This is a genomic window from Phaeobacter sp. 11ANDIMAR09 (genome assembly GCF_001294455.1).
GTDB lineage: Bacteria > Pseudomonadota > Alphaproteobacteria > Rhodobacterales > Rhodobacteraceae > Pseudophaeobacter.
The window spans coordinates 18,440-38,436 of the sequence record NZ_LIKT01000017.1 but is presented as its reverse complement, the minus strand read 5'-3'; the positions used below and the strand labels follow the sequence as shown (position 1 = coordinate 38,436).

Below are 19,997 nucleotides of genomic sequence, written 5' to 3'. Positions count from 1 at the left end.
GCCTTTGCTTAGAGCAGGCCCGCTTCGCGCAGCAGGTCTTGCATATTTGCTTCGGGGCGCGGCCCGATGTGGCTGATCACCTCGGCGGCGCAGATATTGCCGATCTTGGCACAGGTTTCCAGATCGCGGCCGGTGGCCAGGCCAAACAGAAAACCTGCGGCAAACTGATCGCCGGCTCCGGTTGCATCGACTGGCACCACTTTGGTCACCGGCACGTCGATCCGGGCGCCGTTCCCAATCACGGTGACCCCGTCGCCCGAACGGGTGCAGACCACCAGCGGGCAGATCGCGCTTGTCTTGGCCAGAGCAGCGTCCAGATCATCGGTTTCGAATAGGGATTTGATTTCGTCCTCATTGCCGATGACAAAATCCAGATCATTTTCGATCAGCGACAAGAAATCCGCCCGATGGCGTTCAACGCAGAAAGGGTCGGAAATGGCGATGCCGGATTTGCCGCCGCCTTTGCGGCAATCACGGGCCGCTTCCATAAAGGCGCTCTTGCCTTTGTCCTTGTCAAAGAGATAGCCCTCCAGGAACATGATCTGAGCACTGCCGGCCACCGCGTTGGGCACATCCTTGCTGCTCAGCTCGGAGGAGATCCCCAGATAGGTATTCATCGACCGTTCGCCATCCGGCGAGACAAAGATCATCGAGCGCGAGGTTGGCAGCTCGCCGCCTGCAACGGGCGGATTGACAAAATCCACCCCGTCTTCATTCATCGCATCGGCATAGAAATGCCCCAAGGCATCGTCATGCACCCGACCGATAAAGGCGGCATCCAGACCGAGCGCACCTGCGCCCGCAATGGTATTTGCAACAGAACCACCAGGCGTCTGTACCCGATTTTCCATGGCACCATAGAGCACTTCACCACGATCCCGCTCGATCAGCTGCATGATGCCCTTCTCGATGCCCATATGGGCGAGAAAGCTGTCATCGCTCTGCGAGATCACGTCGACAACCGCATTGCCGATGCCAACGATTTGATAGGTTTTCATAGGTTCTTGTCCTCGTATTGACAGAGATCGCGGATCAGACAGGTGCCACAGAGCGGCTTGCGCGCCTTGCAGTGATAGCGCCCGTGCAGGATCAGCCAGTGATGAGCGTGTTGCTGGAAATCAGCAGGAATATTGTCCTCGACGGCGCGTTCGACCGCATCGACATCTTTGCCCGGCGCAATGCCGGACCGGTTGCCGACGCGAAAGATATGGGTGTCGACAGCCTGGGCGGGCTGATGCCACCACATGTTCAATACCACATTGGCCGTTTTGCGCCCGACACCAGGCAGGGATTGCAGGGCCGCGCGGGAGTTGGGCACTTCGCCACCATAGTCATCCACCAGGATCTGGCTGAGCTTGATGACATTCTTGGCCTTTTGCCGGAACAAACCGATGGTTTTGATATGTTCGGTGACGCCTTCGATGCCAAGGTCCAGCATCTTTTGTGGTGTATCGGCGATTTTGAACAGGGCGCGTGTGGCCTTGTTCACCCCGGCATCAGTGGCCTGCGCCGACAGGGCGACGGCCACCACCAGGGTGTAGACATTGACATGCTCCAATTCGCCCTTGGGCTCTGGTTCTGCTGCCTGAAACCGCGAAAAGATCTCGCGGATGGTATGATAATCGAGTTGCTTTGCCATTGCCGTCCCTTTTGCAGCTTTGGCGTCATGGCTGCAACGGCAAAGCGCCAGCGCGGTTTACAAGGACTTTCCGGCTGGTTCTTTGGTCACAGGGGGGAACAAGACCAGCGCGCCAAACGGTAAGTGTGGACCTTATCGCAAGTTCCGGGTCGCTGAGACTGGGGGCAAGGCGCTATGCTAAGGTCAGGAAATTGACAAGACGACCAGTACAAAGGAGGTGGCCGTGAACATTCAAGCCACTGAGCAAAGCTATCACTATGGCGTTATGCGCCGCGCGATCGAGCTGATCGATGCTGGCGGGGATGATCTGTCGCTGGAGCAGCTGGCAAGTCAGATGGGCATGAGTCCGGCGCATTTTCAGCGTTTGTTTTCGGCCTGGGTTGGGGTCTCGCCCAAACGCTATCAGCAGTATCTGCGGCTTGGCCACGCAAAGTCCCTGCTGCGGGACCGCTTTTCAACCCTGGAAACGGCCCATGCGGTGGGGCTGTCTGGCACGGGCCGGTTGCATGATCTGTTTCTGCGCTGGGAGGCGATGAGCCCCGGTGAATTTGCTCGTAAGGGGGCGGGTCTTGAGATTCTCTGGGGCTGGTTTGACAGCCCCTTTGGGCTGGCCTTGGTGATGGGCACACAAAAAGGCATCTGCGGCTTGGGCTTTGCCGCTGAAACCGGGGCCGAGCCCACTCTGGCCGATATGCGCAGCAGATGGCCGCAGGCAGCGTTTGTTGAGGATCCCATGGCGTTGCGCCCCTTGGTTGATGCGGCCTTTTCCCAAAAGGGCGAAACCGCGCTGCATCTGATCGGAGCGCCGCTGCAGATCAAGGTCTGGGAAGCGCTGCTGTCGATTCCCGATGGGCATGTGACCAGCTATTCGGAGATTGCCAAATCCATCGGATCGCCCAAGGCCGTGCGGGCGGTTGGGACGGCAGTAGGTCGCAACCCCGTGAGCTGGCTTATCCCCTGTCACCGCGCGCTCAAGAAATCTGGCGAGTTAGGGGGCTATCACTGGGGGCAACCGGTCAAACGGGCCATGCTCGCCTATGAGGCTGCCCGCGCAGACAGCCCAAAGTCCGAGGGAACAGAGATCTGAGGGGCTAAGGCAGGGTTTTGCGCAGTATTTCGCCGAAGAGAACAGGCAAGAGCTTGAGCCGAATGCCGCGAGCGCCGATATAGGAGGAAAGGTGCAAAACCTGTACCGATGAGCAGATAAAGAGGTGTCGCAGTGACCGTTTTGAAAATCTCCAGCGCAGTTGTTTTGGCCGCGACCCTTGGGCTGACCGCCTGTACCGATACCGATGCGTTGCGCCAGCCTGGCGAAAAAGAACGCAACGGGCTGATCGCCGGGGCGATTGTGGGTGCCGGATTGGCCGGGCTGTCCAACTCCAGCAATAAGGGCGCTGCGGTTGTGGCGGGTGCTGCTGCCGGGGCGCTGCTGGGCGGTGTCATTGGCAGCCAGCTGGACAAACAGGAGGCAGAGCTGCGTGAGAACCTCTCCAACAACGGCATTACCATCGTCAATACCGGAGATCGGCTGATTGTGTCGCTGCCCAATGATCTGACCTTTGCCAGTGACAGCGCGGCGATCTCGCCGGCAGTGGAATCCGATCTGCGCCAAGTCGCCCAGAGCATTGTGCGTTATCCCAACAGCTCGGTTCAGGTGATCGGTCATACAGACAGCGACGGGGATGCCAGCTATAACCAGACCCTGTCAGAGCAGCGGGCCAATACCGTGGCGGATCAGATCCAGGCCGGGGGCGTGCCCTATAACCGTTTGCAGACCTTTGGACGCGGTGAATCCCAGCCCGTGGCAAGCAACCTGACCACTGAGGGCAAGGCGCAGAACCGCCGGGTCGAAATCGTGATTGTGCCGGTCACCTGACGCGGGGCCCGGGGCCAAGATGAATTCAGATCAGAGGCCACATCACTTTGTGGCCTCTTTTTTGTCTCAGGCGCGATGGAGCAGTTGCCCTAATGGGGACAGCCCGTAAGGTGACGCCATGACAGTTTCCAAAGATACCGCTTTGCCCGCATCTGATCCTGCGAAGGTGTTTTGCACCTCCGATGTGATGGACCCGGCCAGGTCTACGGCCCTGCAAATCGCGCTTGGGCTACAGCCGACCCTTGGGCCAGGATCAGAGCTGCCGACGTTTTTTCATCAGCTCTATTTCTGGACGCCGGTACCACCAGAGGCTCTGGGCCGGGATGGACACCCGGGGTTGAGCAAGACGGGCTTGATCCCCGATCTGGGGTTGCCACGACGTATGTGGGCCGGCGGGCGGTTGCGGTTTATGCATCCGCTGAGGGCCGGGATTGAGGCCGAAAAGCACTCGATTGTGGAGCACTCAGAGCGCAAGCAGGGGCGTACCGGTCCCTTAGGCTTCGTGACGCTGCGCCATGACATTCATCAGGACGGGCAGCTCTGCCTGAGCGAATGGCACGATCTTGTTTACCGCGAAGACCCATCTGCCGATGCGCCCAGACCTGTGCCGCCAGAGGCGCGACGGGATGAGGCGGTGGCGCGGCAGGTCAGTTTTAGTTCAACCCTGCTGTTTCGCTATTCAGCCCTGACCTTCAATGGCCATCGCATCCATTACGATCTGGACTATGCCCGCGAGGTAGAGGGCTATACCGGGCTGGTGGTGCATGGGCCACTGTTGGCGCAGAAATTGATGCTCTTGGCCGAAGAACTGATGGGGCCGCTGGCTGAGTTTTCCTTTCGCGCCACAGCGCCTTTGATGCACTTTGAAGCGGCAAGCCTCTGCTGCAAGGGGTGCGATCTTTGGGTGCGCGCCCCGGACGGGCGCCAGTGCATGCAGGCCCAGGCCATCCCAAAGAACTGACTAAGCTACAGGTGAGAGCTCCCTGCAAACCAAAGGGGGAGGGCTCCCACGCCTTTTTGCGAACCTGCTGCGCAGGTCTGCAAAAGAAGCCTTGGGCCCGGCGCCGCTGGCGCGGCGCAACAAGGGGCTGGGGAGGCGCTTGAGCGGCAGATCTGCCTCTCAAGACGCCTGACCGAGCCTAAGTGGCCACATGCCGCGTAAAGGGTAACCCGCGCCACAGGCGCGGCGGCTGGCGCCGCCCTTGACCCGGCATCTGGCCTGGCGGGAGGTGCGCGGAAGGATTTCACTTTATAGGTTGTCTTCGACCCGAAAGCCCTCTGGGATTTGGTCTTTCCCTTCCAGCACAAGTGCGGCCATGACCTGAGCGGCTTTTGGGGCCATGCCAAAACCGATTTTGAAGCCGCCATTGGCGATGAAATGTCCAGGGCGGTCGGGCCAGGCCCCGAGCATTGGGGCGCGGCTTTTGGCGCGCGGGCGCACGCTGGCCCAACGGGTGATGACTTCGGCCTCTCGCAAGGCGGGAAGCGCCTGAGCGGCGCGGGCAATCACATCGTCCAACTGGCTGTCTGTGCTGGTCGGGTGATCAAACAGGCGTTCGCTGGTGGAGCCAATGGCCAGGGTGCCATCGGCATGTGGAATGATATGCAAGCCATCGGCATAGAGCTGTGGGACGTCGCCGGCGTTGAACCGCAGCAGTGCGGACTGGCCCTTAACGCCGCCACCTATGTTTCCGGCCAAGGCGGCATTGAGCTCCAGCAACCCGGCATAGCCTTTGGAGTGGATTACCTGACCCTGGTCGGGTGCTTCAGGCACGACAGAAACACCCTGCACCGCCAGGGCGGAAACCAAAGCGGCACAGGCCCCGCGGGGATGCATGCGGGCGCTCAATGTATCCTGCACCACCAGCCCGGTGGCGCTGGGCGGACACCAATCCCCGATGTCCTGCGCCGCGAGGACCCGCCATTCCGCATGATCCTGCCAGAACTCGCGGGCGGTTTGCGCGCGCTGGCGGGCCAGTTCCACGGCGCGCGCGTCTTGCAGTGGCTGCAACCGGCCAGTGCGCCCATACCCGGCAGAGACACCACCGGCGGCCTCTATCTCGGTCCAAAAGCCCGAGGCCATCAGCAGACTTTCAAGCTGGAACTGCTTCTTGGGGTTCCAGTTTTCCGGCACATGTGGCGCCAAAGCACCGACAAACCCGCCGCTGGAGCCAGCTCCGGCCCCATGAGGGTCCACCACCTGAACCCGGGCGCCGCGTTGCACGCAGGCCCAGGCGATGGAGAGCCCAAAAATACCTGCGCCTCGGACGGTGATATCTGCCATTGTCATTTGCCAAGCCTTTCGCCAGTGTCGCGCCAGTTTCCAAGCATCATGTAGGGGATATTGCCATGGCAGACCAGCAGGCACAGCTCAGCTGGAGAGAGGATCGCATTCCGGTCTCGGATCGGTTTGATGATCCCTATTTCTCGATCCAGGATGGCTTGGCCGAAACCGAGCATGTGTTCCTTGCGGGAAATGATCTGCCAGCCCGGTTTGGCCCCGGGTTCCATGTGGCTGAACTGGGCTTTGGCACTGGGCTCAACATGCTGGCAACCTGGCGCGCCTGGGAGCAGAGTGGCCAGCAATCGGCGCTGCGGTTCACCAGTTTTGAGGCCTTTCCGATGGTGCCTGGTGATATGAAAAGAGCCCTGGCGGCTTTTCCCGATATCCAGCCCTGGGCCGATCGGTTTCTGACGCATTGGCAGGGGAGCGGTACTTGCGATTTGGGGACACTGCGCCTGGAGGTGGTCACGGGCGACGCGCGACTGTCGCTACCGGAATGGACGGGGCTGGCAGATGCGTGGTTTCTGGACGGGTTCTCACCAGCAAAGAACCCTGAGCTGTGGCAGCAGGATCTGTTGCAGGCGGTTGCTGATCATACTGGCCCAGGGGGGACAGCTGCCACCTATACGGCGGCGGGTTTTGTGCGGCGAGGGCTAGAGGATGCCGGGTTCACCGTGACGCGGGTTCCGGGGTTTGGACGAAAAAGGCATATGACCAGAGCGGTCAGGGCAGAGGTGATTTTGGAATGAACAAGGCAGTGGCAGGCAGTGCCCCCCAGAGCAACAATGTGCCGATGGGCATTTTGTTTATGATCGGGGCGACGATTGTCTTTGCCCTGCAGGACGGGATTTCGCGTCATCTGGCCGGCACTTACAACACCTATATGGTGGTGATGGTGCGCTACTGGTTTTTTGCGGCTTTTGTGGTGTTCCTGGCGATGCGGGCGCCGGGTGGCATAAAAGGGGTAGCACGCACCAGTCAGCTGGGATTGCAGATCTTTCGAGGTGTCCTGCTGGTCGCTGAGATTTGCGTTGCTGTCTATGGCTTTACCCTGTTGGGGCTGGTCGAAAGCCAAGCCGTGTTTATCTGTTACCCGCTTTTGGTTGCGGCGCTCAGCGGTCCGGTGCTGGGGGAAAGCGTTGGCTGGCGGCGCTGGGCGGCGATTGGCGTTGGCCTGATTGGCGTATTGATCATTTTGCAGCCGGGGGTGGGGGTCTTTGATCCCGCGGCCCTGATCCCCTTTGCCTCGGCGCTGATGTTTGCCGTCTATGGCCTGGTCACCCGCTATGCAGCGCGGCGCGATAGCACTGCCACCAGCTTTTTCTGGACCGGTATCGCGGGCATGGTGTTTATGACCGCGATTGGGATCTGGTTCTGGGAACCCATGAGCCAGGGAGATTGGCTCTGGATGGCGCTGCTCTGTGTGTCGGGCGTCAGTGGCCATTGGCTGCTGATCAAATGCTACGAGGTGGCCGAAGCCAGCGCGGTGCAGCCCTTTGCCTATTTTCACCTGATCTGGGCCGCGATTCTGGGCGTCAGCATCTTTGGCGAAGTAATTCGTCTGAATGTCGCCAGCGGCGCAGCCATCATCATCGCGGCGGGGCTCTTCACGCTATGGCGCGAAAGCCGCAAGGCTCGCGCCGGATAACTCCTTTGAGAAAGGCACCGGGAGAGCCACTTGGCCTAACCGAGCCCGATAGGCGGGCAGGCTTTCGGTGACCCGCATCACGTAATTTCGCGTCTCGTTGAAGGGGATGTGCTCGATCCAGTCGATGATATCTGGGCTGCCGCTTCGGGGATCGCCATAGCGTTCTATCCAGGCAGTTGGCCGCCGCGGCCCAGCGTTATAGCCTGCAGCCATCATCACTACATTGCCGTTGAATTCTGCCGCCAACCCGGCCAGGTACTGGCTGCCCAGTTGGGCGTTATAGTCCCATTCCGAGGTCAAGCGGGCGGTGTCATGTTTTGCGAGTATATCCAGCTCTGTGGCCACCAATTTGGCGGTAGCCGGCATCAGCTGCATCAAGCCACGCGCACCCGCATGACTGACAACCACCGGGTCGAATTCGCTTTCGCGACGGGCAATCGCCAATGTCATCTCCGAGGCCATTGGCAGCTTTTGCAGGGCGACCGGATGCAGCGGATAGTAAGCGCCGTGTAGCTCAATGCCGGCGCGGGCGGCACGTTTGGCAATCATCACGGCCAGATGCGGCTCTTTCAGCTCCACAGCCATTTGGCCCATCTGCCCGGCTTCGGTCGGCGACAGGCTCTCGACCTTATGGGTCAGGAACCGCTCCGCCAGCGATAGATCCCCGGCCTGTAGCAGCAATAATCCCGCTTCCACCACCGAAGAGTTCAGGAAATCTGCACTGCGCCAGGGCGGCAGTTGCGGCGGTGTCACCAGGGCCGGGTCAAAAGCCCGCCCCAGTGTTTCTGCAGCCAGCAGCCCATAAAAGGAGCTTTGGAACTCGGCACCTTTGGCATAGGCTTCATGGGCCTTGTCCACATCGCCAAGCGCGGCATAGGCGCGGCCCAGCCAATAGCCGCCACGCCCCACTGAAATGGGCGTCTCGACCGAGTCCAGGAAACGCTGAAAGTGATGCACGGCCAATTCGGCATCTTTCAGTTTTTGCAACGCGATATATCCGGCCAACCATTCGCAATCAGAATAGCCATAGCCCGCTTCCGTTGGGGCAAAGTGGTGCGCGGCGAGCTGATAAGCCCGTTCAACTTTGCCATCGCGCATCAACTGGCGGGCCAGATCCCGGCGACGGCGCAGCCATTTTTCGGGCTGGCCCAAAGCCTCGGCGCTGGTGCTGCGATCCATCATCAAGGCAACGGCATCGTCCTGGCGCCTTTTGCGGTCGCGCCAGACAAAGCGATCATAGGCCAGCCCGGGATCATTCTGCAGCGCGGTAGGGATGGCTTCGATTTTGCCATCGACACCATTTGCCTGGTTTTGCAGGGCGATGCGGGCCTCACCCAGGGCGCGGGGGCCTGCCGCCACCAGGGCCAACATCCGCTCGGCGCTTTGATCATGCCCATCCCACAGCAGTTGGCTCAGCCGGGTGGGGTGATGTGGTGCTAGCAGCCTGCTATGATCCTCCAGATAGGCAGCCTGCGTCTGCGCACTCATCGGCATGCTCTGCCAGGCATGGATCAGCTGGGCCTCCCCCAGGGCCTGATCTCCCTTGGCAAAATAGGCCCGCGCCAGGCTGGCGGCCCCTTCTGGAGTTTGCGGGGGCTGATCGGCAAAAAAGGCACGCACCCGCTTGTGGGATTTCTCGATCATCACCTCTTCATTGCGGCGCCGCAGATAGGGTAGGCCGGGCCAGTCAGAGCGCCGCGCCAAAAAGGCTTCCACATCCTCCACGGTGCCCTCTTTGGCCCGCAAGCGATGCCACTCCACAATGTCGTAGGAGACCGAGCCCCGCGCCCCGGCCAGACGCAGCGCCTGGGCCCAGTTCTTGGCTCGGACCTGTTCCAGAGCGGGCTGTAACGGGGGAGTTTGCGCCTTTGCGACGGATCCAAGCATCAGGATCAGCGATAAGAAGAGCAGAATGCGTGTCATGGCTTGCTTTTTTGGTTGATCCGGGGATAGAGGCATTGACGATAATTCGAGAATGGCCGGTATCAACACAAATTCCGGTCATGTCCACCATGAAGGCGGGCCTCCGCCTGTCAAGACCATCAGCTAAGGGAGCGCACCCATGTTTAAAGGCTCTATGCCAGCCCTCGTCACCCCGTTTCAAAACGGCGCGTTGGATCTGGATGCGCTCAAACGCTTGGTTGAGTGGCACATCGCTGAAGGTTCTAGCGCCCTAGTGCCCGTTGGCACCACTGGGGAAAGCCCCACCCTGAGCCATGAGGAACACGAAACCGTGATCGCCGAGGTGGTCAAGGCCGCAGCGGGTCGGGTCCCGGTGATTGCTGGTGCCGGGTCGAACAACACGGTTGAGACGATTCGCTTTGTCGAATTTGCCCAAAAAGTCGGTGCCGATGCGGCGCTGGTTGTTACACCCTATTACAACAAGCCCACCCAGCGTGGCCTGCTGGCGCATTTCCAGGCCGCCCATGACTGCGCCGATGTGCCGATCATCATCTACAATATTCCTGGTCGCTCGGTTGTCGATATGACTCCCGCCACCATGGGGGAGCTGGCTAAGCTGCCGCGCATCATCGGGGTCAAGGATGCCACCGGCGACATCGCCCGCGTCAGTCAGCAGCGTGCCGCCTGTGGCGCTGATTTTGTCCAACTCTCCGGCGAAGATGCCACCGCACTGGGCTTCAACGCCCATGGCGGTGTGGGCTGTATCTCGGTAACCGCCAATGTGGCGCCAAAGCTCTGCGCCAAATTTCAGGCCGCGACGCTTGCGGGGGACTATGCAAAGGCGCTGGAATATCAGGACAAACTGATGCCGCTGCACGAGGCGATCTTTATCGAACCGGGCCTGGTGGGCGCCAAATACGGCCTCAGCAAACTGGGTCTGTGCTCCGAAGAGATCCGCTCACCCCTAACAGGCCTGGAAGACAGCACCAAAGCCGCCATCGATGCTGCCATGCAGCACGCGGGCCTTCTGTAAGACAGCGCCAGCATCAAAACGTGATGCCAAAAGCCCCGCACCTGCTGCGGGGTTTTTTCTTTCCACTTTCACTTTTCCTTAAATATTCCGGGGTGAATGCGCCAAAGGCGCAGAGGGGCTGGCCCCTTCTTTTATTAAAGGGCCACCCGTCACCGCTTGCCGTAATAGAGCCCGACAACATGTTCGGCCTGGGCAAAGAACAGCCAGCGCGAAACCGCGACCCCGATCATATGGCTGAGCACCGCAAACCCGGCCATCAGATGTTTGATCAGCAGATTTTCCATCGGCAGTGCCAGAAATAGAATGGGCAGGGCAAACCCCAGCGTCAGCGCAATGGCCCGCAGCTTGAAGGCATGTTTGCGGCCGACAACATAGACAAATTCGCGCAACAGGTAATTGCTGCCGGTATGCGGCGGTTCAAAGGCCCGCACGGTGGCACCAGATTGTTTTGCTCCCAGGTTTCCGCCCAGGCCCGTTGCGGTCTTCATCGTGGTGCCAGAAGCAGCAAAGGCGCCATCACCCTTGCCCCAATAGGCCAGCTGCACGGCCCCGGCCAAAAGCAATAGCCAGATCGCCCAGCTTTCTTTGCCGGCCAGGAGCGCGCCCCCCGCGAGCGAGACGCTGAGGAACATCACCGGAGTGAGGGCCATGTTCCAGCGTGGAATGGTTTTCAGCTGGGTGTAGATCATCGAGGTGGTAAAGACTGTTGCGAGGCTCAGGGCCGCGCCCAAGATCCCCAAAAGACGCCAGTCTTGCTGCAGAAAGATAGCGCCCAAAGCAAAGAGACCCATGACCATCAGAGCCGCCACAGCACAGAGCCCCTCGCGGCTGAGCCAGCTGGTCTTCCATTGACTGAAGGCCTTGAGTGCGCGCTCGGGGCGGCCCAGGTGAAAGGTCGAGGCCAACAGGCCACCAACCGCCAGCGCATAGGCAATGGCGTAAAACACAAAGGCGACCCAGCCTGTCACGCCGGGGTAGCCGAGGCCGAGAAAGGTCAAAAGGCCAAAGCCAAGACCAGAGAGGGTGGTAAAGAGAATAACAGAGGGTGCGGGATGCATCAGGCTTGTCCTCCTGAAGATTGATCCGATGTTTGACCGGGAAGCCTGTCGAGTGCCTTGTCCAGCCAGCCCAGGAATCCGCCGGGGGTTTCCGTAACCGGAGCCAGCAGGGGGGCCAGCACGTCGATCTGTTCTTCCAGCTGATCCTTGGGGCGGGGCGGCAGATATTTGTTCACCGGCTTGGTTCCCATTTCCGGCATCAGATCCATGCCACCTCGATCCGCCACAAGTTTGGAGACCTCACTGTTGGGATCGCCCAGGTCGCCAAAATGGCGCGCGCCTGCAGGGCAGCTGCGCACACAGGAGGGCACACGGTCTACTTCGGGCAGGTTATCATTGTAGATCCGGTCCACACAGAGGGTGCATTTCTTCATTACGCCCTCGGCCAGATCCAGCTCCCGCGCGCCATAGGGGCAGGACCAGGCGCAGAGGCCACAGCCAATGCAATTGTCCTCGTTTACCAGGACGATGCCATCCTCAATCCGTTTGTAGCTGGCGCCGGTGGGGCAGACGGTGACGCAGGGGGCATCCTCGCAATGCAGGCAGGATTTGGGGAAGTGGATCAATTGGGCCGCTGGATCCGGTTGGCTGGGCGTTGCAGCTGGCTGGACCTCGAAGCTATGCACTCGGTTCAGGAAGGTGCCTGAGGGATCAGCGCCGTAAGCGTCTTGATCTGACAGGGGCGCGCCGTAGTTTTCGGTGTTCCAGCCTTTGCAGGAGATCACGCAGGCATGGCAGCCAACGCAGGTGTCCAGGTCGATGACCAGGCCCATTTTCTTGGCGGTATTGGTGGGGAGTTCAGTCATGAGAACATAGCTCCGCTCATTTTGAAGTGCAGGACCGGGGCGCTGCCCCGGACCCCGGAATATTTAGGGAAAAGTGAAAGGAAGATCCTGGTCATTTGCCCACCTTCCATGTCAGATCTTTGGGGCCAGTGCCGACGGGAGATTTGATGGGCTCCAGTGCGGGTTGGCTTTCGGTGAAATCTTCCGGAGCGCCGGCTTTTTCGATTTTCACCTTGAGATCAAACCATGCGGCCTGGCCGGTGATGGGATCGGAATTGGCCCAGCGAAGCCCGTCGCCCTTGGGCGGAAGCAGCTCGTGGATCAAGTGGTTGAGCAGGAAGCCTTTGGTGGCTTCAGGTGCATTTTCTTCGAGGGCCCAGGTGCCCTTGCGTTTGCCTATGGCGTTCCAGGTCCAGACCGTATTGTCGTTGAGAGCTGCCATTTCCATCACCGGGACAGTGATTTCACCATGGGGCGACGAAACCCGGGCCCAGTCGCCGTCGTTCAGGTCATGTTTTCGCATCAGTTTTGTGGGCAAGTAGAGCGGGTTGCGCCCGTGCAGTTGGCGCAGCCAGGCGTTTTGCGTGCCCCAGGAGTGATACATCGCCATTGGGCGTTGGGTGAGCGCATTGACGGTGAAGCCTTCGTTGCCTTGTTGATCGGTTTCATACCAGATCGGCAGCGGGTCCATAGTGTCTTTGATGCGCTGGCGCAGATGCTCGGGGGGCTGGCGTTCGCCGTGACCTTCGGCGGCCAGTTGGAATTTACGCATCGGCTCCACATAGAGCTGGAACAGATAGGGCTGGGGGCTGTCGTAGAGGCCAAGGTCGACCGCCCAGTCCTGATAGGCGCGGTTCCAGGGTTTGAAATAGCTGGCCTCTGCCGGGATATGTTCGACAAAGAAACCGCCGTTTTTGATGTATTTGTCCAGCTGCTCTGGGTTTGGCTCACCGCGCCCGGATTTGTCACCATCGGGGCCGCGGAAACCGGCCAGCGGGCCGATACCCGGTTTGCGCTCATGGTTGACGATATAGTCGGCGTAGTCCTGCCATTTGGCGTTGCCGTCTTCAGCGGTAAAGCCTGGCAGCTTCATCTTATTGGCCAGCTGCACCAGTACGGTCTGGAAACCCCGCACATCCCGGTCGGGTTCGATCACCGGCCAGCGGATGGCATCGGCGGCGCCGTCGGCCTCGCAGATGGGGCGGTCCAGCATCGAGATGCAGTCGTGGCGCTCCAGATAGGTGGTGTCGGGCAGGATCAGATCGGCATAGGCTACCATTTCGGAGGAATAGGCGTCAGAGTAGATGATCCGCGGGATCTTGTATTCGCCGTCCTCGCCCTTATCCGTCAGCATGTCGATGACACCGCCGGTGTTCATCGAGGAGTTCCAGGACATATTGGCCATATACATGAACAAGGTGTCGATCTTGTAGGGGTCGCCCGCATGGGCGTTAGAGATCACCATATGCATCAGCCCATGGCTGGACATCGGGTTTTCCCAGGTAAAGGCCTTGTCGATACGCGCTGGGCTGCCATCACTTTTCAGCGCCAGATGTTCGGGCCCATGCACAAAACCCAGATGCGGGCCATCCAGGGGTTTGTTGGGGGTGACCCGGCAATGAGGGGCGGGATGCGCCTCAACCGGTTTGGGGTAGGGGGGTTTAAAGCGGAAACCACCTGGGGCCTCTACCGTACCCAGCAGGATCTGCAGAACATGCAGGGCGCGACAGGTCTGGAAGCCATTGGCATGGGCCGAGACACCGCGCATGGCGTGCATGGCGACGGGGCGGCCAATCATCTTGCTATGGGTTTCACCGCGGAAGTCGGTCCATTCCTGGTCCAGCTCAAAGGCTTCGTCAAAGGCGACGCGGGCCAGCTCAGCTGCGATGGCGCGGATGCGTTTGGCGGGGATGCCACAGCGTTCCGCCACGGCCTCGGGGGAATATTCGTCCTTTAGGTAGCGCTCGGCCATCAGCTGGAACACCGAGACATGGGTTATATCGCCCATCTTGAAAGAGCCGCCGAGATCAGGGCGTACGCCTTTCATATCAAAGGGGGCGAGCTTGCCAGTCTTGCGGTTGATCACCAGCGGGGTGCCGTGGTCATCGCGCAGGAACAGACCTTTGTCGGGGGAATTGGGGTCCTGGTTCACCAGTACCGGGGCATTGGTGTAACGGCTGAGGTAATCCAGATCGATTTTGCCGGCCTTCATCAGCTCATGCACCAGGGCGAGGATGAACAGCCCATCGGTGCCGGGGGTGATGCCAACCCAGTCATCGGCGATGGCGTTATAGCCGGAGCGGATTGGGTTGACGCCAATCACCCGCGCGCCACGAGCCTTGATCTTGCCCAGGCCCATCTTGATCGGGTTGCTGTCGTGGTCTTCGGCAACACCAAACAGCATGAACAGCTTGGTGTGGTCCCAGTCGGGCTGGCCGAACTCCCAAAAGGCGCCGCCCATGGTGTAGATGCCCGCCGTTGCCATATTGACCGAGCAAAAGCCGCCGTGCGCCGCGTAGTTGCAGGTGCCAAAGTTCTGCGCCCAGAAACCGGTGAAGCTTTGGGATTGATCGCGCCCGGTGAAAAACGCCAGCTTGGAGGGATCGTCCTTGCGGATAGGCTCCAGCCACCCGGCGGCGATCTCCAGCGCCTCGTCCCAGGAGATTTCCTCAAACTCGCCCGAGCCACGCGGGCCGACTCGTTTCAAAGGCGCCTTGAGCCGCGAGGGCGCATTGACCTGCATGATGCCGGCCGAGCCCTTGGCGCAGAGCACTCCCTTGTTGACGGGGTGATCCCGGTTGCCTTCGATATAGGCAACTTTGCCATCCTTCATGTGCACGTTAATGCCACAGCGGCACGCGCACATGTAGCAGGTGGTCTGACGGATCTCGTCGGATACCTTGGGGGATGTCTCCACCCGGGGTTGCTGGAATGTCATCTGGCCTCCCTTTTCTTGTTTTTTCTGGTCCTTGTGGATCTCAACTCAGGATCGAAATCCCCGCCAGTATCAAACCGGCGATGAACACTGTTTCTACGATTAACAGGGCGATGGCCGCGCCTCCAACGGACAGCACCTGTTTCAGATTGGTCTTCATTCCGACGGCTGCAATGGCCGTTAGCAGCAGCCAGCGTGACGACTGGCTGAGAAAATCGCTCAGGGCAGCCGGAATCAATCCAAAGGAATTCAGACCGGCGAGCAGTAAAAACGCGACAACAAACCCTGGCAAAAGCGGTGGCCGAGTGCCGTCTTTTGGCAATTCCGCAAAGGAGCGGATCATCAGCGAGGCCACCAGAACAACCGGAGCCAACATGGCGACCCGCATCAGCTTGACCAATGTGGCGGTATCGCCAGTTTGTTCGGAGATGGAAAACCCGGCGCCTACCACCTGCGCCACATCATGGATGGTGCCGCCGAGGAAGACCCCGGCCTGTGTCGGGCTCAGCGCCAGAAATTTCGCCAAGATGGGATAGGCGATCATGGCGATGGTCGACAGTACGGTGACCCCCATCACGGTAAAGATCAGCCGCTCTTCGGAGCGCTCATCGCGGGGCAGGATGGCGCTGATGGCCATGGCGGCTGAGGCGCCGCAGATCGCCACGGATCCGGCGGTGAGGACGGCAAAACGCCATTTGTGACCAAAGAGCCGCGCCACCAGCAGGCCAAAGCCAATGGTGGCAACGACACCGCCCACCACCAAGGCAATGAGATCCCAGCCCAGCCCCATCATCAGCACCATCGAGACTCGCACGCCGAGGAAGGCGATCCCCAATCGCAGCAGGGACCGTGCCGAAAAGGCGATGCCAGGAACGGTCTTGCCCTCTTCACCAAGAAAGCTCACGGCGATGCCCAAAAGCAGCGCCAGCAGCATCGCCGGTGTGGCGTAGTGCTCAGCCAGAAACTGGGCGGTGACCGCAACGATCACAGCAACCGCAATGCCGGGAAACAGCTCCTGCGATTTGGACTTTGCCTGTGCTGTCCATGTGACCTCAGCCTCGGGCTTGGTCTGTGGCTGTGAAAGGGCCATGGTCTTCCTTGTTTGTCGCGCCCGCACAAGCTAGGTCGGATACCGGGCTGTTGGCGAGAATTTTCTGGTTATGACGGTAATACCGGAATGATATTTCGATAATTGCGTCGTCTAGGTTCGCATCCTGTGTCTGTAGGTGATTGGTTAGCTGCTTTGGCTGGCTTGAAGGACGGTGACTGCAATCATCTCCAGCACGTCTTCGGCGGTGCAGCCGCGTGACAGATCATTGGCTGGCTGTGCCAAGCCCTGCAGTATGGGGCCAATGGCGCTATAGCCGCCCTGGCGCTGGGTGATCTTGTAGGCGATATTGCCGGCATCGAGATTGGGAAAGATCATGACATTGGCCCGTCCGGCCACAGCAGAGCCAGGTGATTTCCTGTCACCGATTTCCGGAGAATAAGCGGCATCAAATTGCAGCTCTCCGTCGACATTGAGCTCGGGGTGGGTCCTATGTAGGGCTTCAGTCGCCAGTGTTACCTTGCTGACGGTGGGGTGTTTTGCGCTACCCTTGGTCGAAAACGACAACATCGCCAGTTTTGGGTCTTGGCGCAGCAATTGTTTGCAAGACTTGGCCGAGGCTGCTGCAATGGCCACCAGTTCATCAACATTGGGGTCAATGACCAGACCGCAGTCGGAATAGAGCATGGCGCGCCCATCTGCGGTTGGGTTTTCTGGTGGGTACATCAGGAAGAAGCTCGACACCATGGAGGCATCCGGTGCTTTTCCAATAACTTGCAGTGCGGTGCGCACCACATCTGAAGTCGTGGCCACAGCACCACCAACTGTGCCTGCCGCATGGCCGAGACGTACCAACATGGCTGCATAGATCAGTGGGTCCTGTACTGCTTTGGCAGCTGCTTCGGGTGTTACGCCTTTGTGCTGTCGCAGCTCATGATAGGCTGATGCAAACTCTGCGCGAAACGGAGAAGTGTGGGGAACATGGATTGTAAGTCCGGGCCCAGAGGCTGTGCCAAGCGCGAGCAGTTCGGCCTCCACATCGGCTTGAACTCCGACCAGAATGAGGTCAGCAAGCCCGGCTGAACGCGCAGCAATTGCTCCGGCGACCACACGCGGATCGCTCCCCTCGCTGAGCGCGATGACTGAGCGCTTGACGGTGGGGGTTTGACCCAGCAGGGCCGAGGGAGGCAGGGGCTGTGTCATGCGATCACCTTGGCGATATTGAGAATTGAAAACAGGGTTAGCATCACAACGATCACCCGGCGAAACTGCGCCTGTGACGCTGAGGAAAACCGTAGACCTCCGGCCCAGATACCCAGCCCCAGAATAGGAAAGGCCAGCAAGACCCCGATCAGGGTCTCGCCTCCGGTCAAACCATTGGCATGCATCACCGGGAGGGCCATCAGATCAATGCCGGTCAAAAAGACTATCATGGTGGCGCGGAACACCGCCGGAGCCAGCGGCTGAGCTGTGAGAAAGGCTGCGGCAGGAAGGCCACCAACACCGGCGCTATTGACCATGCCAGAAAGCAGGCCAACCGAGAAATTACCACCAAATCCGATTTGGCGCCGCAGTTGCCAGCCGCTCAGCAGGATAAGGCTCAGCAACAGTATAACGGCGGAAATGGCCAGACGGGCCTGGTTTTCGCCGAGGCTGGCCATGACGGTCACAGAGGGAACAGTGGCAAGTGCCGCTCCCAGCAACAGCGGGCGGATGCGGGACCAGTCCACATGGGGCCAGATGCCGCGGGCCTGAAACAGGGTCATGGCGATCTCACAGGCAAAGATCACCGGGATTAGCGGCAGCGGATTGGTGGTCAGCGCTGCCAGAATGATAAAAATCGCGGAGAACCCAAAGCCGGAATAGCCGCGAATATAGGCCGCCACAAACAATGCGGCGGCCAGATATGCCCCTTGGCCTGCAGTCAGATCAAAGGGCAGGTTCATCGCGATCAGACCTGCTGTTCGCGCATGTCGGCGGCGTTGATACCAGCCACTTTGACCGGCTTTTTCATCGCGTCGCGGCGGAAAGGCTCACCCAGTTCCTGGTTGATCATCGCCTCAATGAGGGTGGTGATGCCGTTCTTCTGGTCTTCAACCGACTGTGCTAGCGCGGCGGTCAGCTCCTCCATGGTGCGAGCAACAACGCCTTTCAGCCCACAGGCATTGGCGATCCCAGCGTAAGAAACCTGCTGGTCCAGCTCGGTGCCCACAAAGTTGTCATCAAACCACAGGGTCGAGTTACGCTTTTCCGCGCCCCACTGATAGTTGCGGAAAACCACTTGGGTTACAGCAGGCCACTCTTCGCGGCCAATGGCGGTCAGTTCGGTCACCGCGATGCCAAAGGCGCCATCGCCGGAGAAGCCGACAACGGGCACATCCGGGCAGCCGATCTTGGCGCCAACCACGGCAGGTAGGCCGTAACCACAGGGGCCAAAGAGGCCGGGAGCCAGATATTTGCGGCTCTCATCGAAGGAGGGATAGGCGTTGCCGATGGCACAGTTGTTGCCGATGTCGGAGGAAATGATGGCGTCTTTCGGTAGCGCCGATTGAATTGCGCGCCAGGCCATGCGGGGGCTCATCCACTCAGGTTTGTCGTCGCGGGCGCGTTCGTTCCAATTGGTGCCTGGATCGTCATCCTCGTGATCCATTGAGGACAGCTGCTGTGCCCAGGTGGACTTGGCGGTAGAGATCAGCGTCATGCGTTCGTCGCGGCCCTCGTCTCCAGCAGAAGCTGAGAGTTTTTCGAGGATCGAGGTTGCAACCTTTTTGGCGTCGCCAACGATACCAACGGTGACTTTTTTGGTCAGGCCGATGCGATCGGGGTTGATGTCGACCTGGATGATTTTGGCCTCCGTGGGCCAGTAATCAATGCCATAGCCGGGCAAAGTCGAGAAGGGATTGAGGCGCGAGCCAAGCGCCAGAACGACGTCGGCCTTGGCGATCAGCTCCATACCGGCCTTGGAACCGTTATAGCCCAATGGACCTGCAAACAGCGGGTGCGAGCCAGGGAAGGCATCGTTGTGCTGATAGCCAACACAGACGGGGGCGCCCAGACGCTCAGCCAGTTCTTTAGAGGCCTCAATGCCGCCAGCCAGAACCACACCGGCACCGTTTAGGATCACTGGGAACTTGGCAGCGGAAAGCAAATCCGCGGCTTCCTGCAGGGAGGCTTCACCGCCTCCAGGGCGTTCAAATTCAACAATCTGCGGCAGCTCAATGTCGACAATCTGGGTGAACATGTCGCGTGGAATGTTCAGCTGAGCAGGGGCAGAGCAACGTTTCGCCTGCATAATCACACGGCTCAGTACTTCGGCCACACGCGATGGATCGCGGACCTCTTCCTGGTAGCAGACGCAGTCAGCAAACATGCGCATCTGTTCCATTTCCTGGAAGCCGCCCTGGCCAATGGTCTTGTTAGCGGCCTGCGGAGTCACCAGCAGCAGGGGGGTGTGGTTCCAATAGGCGGTTTTGACGGCAGTCACAAAATTGGTGATGCCGGGGCCGTTCTGGGCGATCATCATCGACATCTTGCCGGTGGCGCGGGTGTAACCGTCAGCCATCATCCCGCCGGAGCCTTCGTGGGCGCAGTCCCAGAAGGTGATGCCGGCGTCGGGAAAGATATCGGAAATCGGCATCATCGCTGAGCCAATGATCCCAAATGCATGCTGAATGCCGTGCATTTGCAGGGTTTTTACAAAGGCTTCCTCGGTGGTCATTTTCATGGCGGGTGCTCCTGAGTGAGACGTATAGAGCCCCGGCCAGATACCGGGGATTGATACCGGTTTAT

17 protein-coding genes are annotated in these 19,997 nt (G+C 59.8%); 6 read left to right on the top strand and 11 right to left on the bottom strand.

Going from position 1 to position 19,997, the window contains the following annotated elements; genetic code table 11:
* Positions 1–8: 8 nt before the first annotated feature.
* Positions 9–998, bottom strand: coding sequence for an adenosine kinase (locus tag AN476_RS14370; protein ID WP_054462290.1), 990 nt, complete (start codon positions 996–998; stop codon positions 9–11).
* Entirely contained in the window at positions 995–1,639 is a 645-nt protein-coding gene (nth, locus tag AN476_RS14365) for an endonuclease III (protein ID WP_009809966.1), read from the bottom strand. The genes AN476_RS14370 and nth overlap by 4 nt, the downstream gene beginning before the upstream one ends.
* Positions 1,640–1,862: 223 nt before the next feature.
* Here nth and AN476_RS14360 point away from each other — a divergent pair, with 223 nt between their 5' ends.
* From AN476_RS14360 to AN476_RS14350, 3 genes are all read left to right on the top strand, one after another.
* Entirely contained in the window at positions 1,863–2,726 is an 864-nt protein-coding gene (locus AN476_RS14360) for a bifunctional helix-turn-helix domain-containing protein/methylated-DNA--[protein]-cysteine S-methyltransferase (RefSeq protein WP_054462351.1), read from the top strand.
* Between the two features lie 132 nt (positions 2,727–2,858).
* Entirely contained in the window at positions 2,859–3,515 is a 657-nt protein-coding gene (locus AN476_RS14355) for an OmpA family protein (RefSeq protein ID WP_054462289.1), read from the top strand.
* A 118-nt stretch (positions 3,516–3,633) separates the two neighbouring features.
* Positions 3,634–4,476 carry a MaoC family dehydratase N-terminal domain-containing protein gene (locus AN476_RS14350; protein WP_054462288.1) on the top strand — a complete coding sequence of 281 codons (843 nt, stop codon included), beginning with the start codon at positions 3,634–3,636 and terminating at the stop codon, positions 4,474–4,476.
* 288 nt (positions 4,477–4,764) lie between these two features.
* On the opposite strand, the gene AN476_RS14345 is transcribed toward AN476_RS14350, so the two are convergent.
* Positions 4,765–5,805 (bottom strand): FAD-binding oxidoreductase, encoded by a 1,041-nt coding sequence (locus AN476_RS14345; protein WP_054462287.1) that lies wholly within the window; start codon positions 5,803–5,805, stop codon positions 4,765–4,767.
* 59 nt (positions 5,806–5,864) lie between these two features.
* On the opposite strand from AN476_RS14345, the gene mnmD reads away from it, so the two are divergent.
* Positions 5,865–6,548 (top strand): tRNA (5-methylaminomethyl-2-thiouridine)(34)-methyltransferase MnmD, encoded by a 684-nt coding sequence (gene mnmD, locus AN476_RS14340; RefSeq protein ID WP_054462286.1) that lies wholly within the window; start codon positions 5,865–5,867, stop codon positions 6,546–6,548.
* Complete coding sequence (locus tag AN476_RS14335) at positions 6,545–7,447, top strand: DMT family transporter (protein ID WP_054462285.1); 903 nt, start codon at positions 6,545–6,547, stop codon at positions 7,445–7,447. Before mnmD ends, AN476_RS14335 begins: the two co-directional genes overlap by 4 nt.
* On the opposite strand, the gene AN476_RS14330 is transcribed toward AN476_RS14335, so the two are convergent.
* On the bottom strand, positions 7,412–9,370 hold the full coding sequence (locus AN476_RS14330; protein WP_054462284.1) for a lytic transglycosylase domain-containing protein: 1,959 nt from the start codon (positions 9,368–9,370) through the stop codon (positions 7,412–7,414). The genes AN476_RS14335 and AN476_RS14330 overlap by 36 nt on opposite strands.
* Before the next feature lie 139 nt (positions 9,371–9,509).
* Here AN476_RS14330 and dapA point away from each other — a divergent pair, with 139 nt between their 5' ends.
* Positions 9,510–10,382, top strand: coding sequence for a 4-hydroxy-tetrahydrodipicolinate synthase (gene dapA, locus AN476_RS14325; protein WP_054462283.1), 873 nt, complete (start codon positions 9,510–9,512; stop codon positions 10,380–10,382).
* Positions 10,383–10,531: 149 nt separating this feature from the next.
* Here the strand turns inward: dapA and AN476_RS14320 are convergent, their stop codons facing one another.
* The 7 genes from AN476_RS14320 to xsc form a co-directional block, all read right to left on the bottom strand.
* Positions 10,532–11,440 (bottom strand): DmsC/YnfH family molybdoenzyme membrane anchor subunit, encoded by a 909-nt coding sequence (locus tag AN476_RS14320; protein ID WP_054462282.1) that lies wholly within the window; start codon positions 11,438–11,440, stop codon positions 10,532–10,534.
* Complete coding sequence (locus AN476_RS14315; protein WP_054462281.1) at positions 11,440–12,246, bottom strand: 4Fe-4S dicluster domain-containing protein; 807 nt, start codon at positions 12,244–12,246, stop codon at positions 11,440–11,442. Before AN476_RS14315 ends, AN476_RS14320 begins: the two co-directional genes overlap by 1 nt.
* Before the next feature lie 91 nt (positions 12,247–12,337).
* Complete coding sequence (locus AN476_RS14310; RefSeq protein WP_054462280.1) at positions 12,338–15,163, bottom strand: molybdopterin oxidoreductase family protein; 2,826 nt, start codon at positions 15,161–15,163, stop codon at positions 12,338–12,340.
* Between the two features lie 40 nt (positions 15,164–15,203).
* Positions 15,204–16,250: a YeiH family protein gene (locus tag AN476_RS14305; RefSeq protein WP_054462279.1), complete on the bottom strand. Its 1,047-nt coding sequence runs from the start codon at positions 16,248–16,250 to the stop codon at positions 15,204–15,206.
* 144 nt (positions 16,251–16,394) lie between these two features.
* Positions 16,395–17,411 (bottom strand): phosphate acetyltransferase, encoded by a 1,017-nt coding sequence (gene pta, locus AN476_RS14300; RefSeq protein WP_054462278.1) that lies wholly within the window; start codon positions 17,409–17,411, stop codon positions 16,395–16,397.
* On the bottom strand, positions 17,408–18,154 hold the full coding sequence (locus AN476_RS14295; protein WP_054462277.1) for a TSUP family transporter: 747 nt from the start codon (positions 18,152–18,154) through the stop codon (positions 17,408–17,410). The genes pta and AN476_RS14295 overlap by 4 nt, the downstream gene beginning before the upstream one ends.
* 5 nt (positions 18,155–18,159) lie before the next feature.
* On the bottom strand, positions 18,160–19,932 hold the full coding sequence (gene xsc / locus AN476_RS14290; protein WP_054462276.1) for a sulfoacetaldehyde acetyltransferase: 1,773 nt from the start codon (positions 19,930–19,932) through the stop codon (positions 18,160–18,162).
* Positions 19,933–19,997 lie beyond the last annotated feature (65 nt).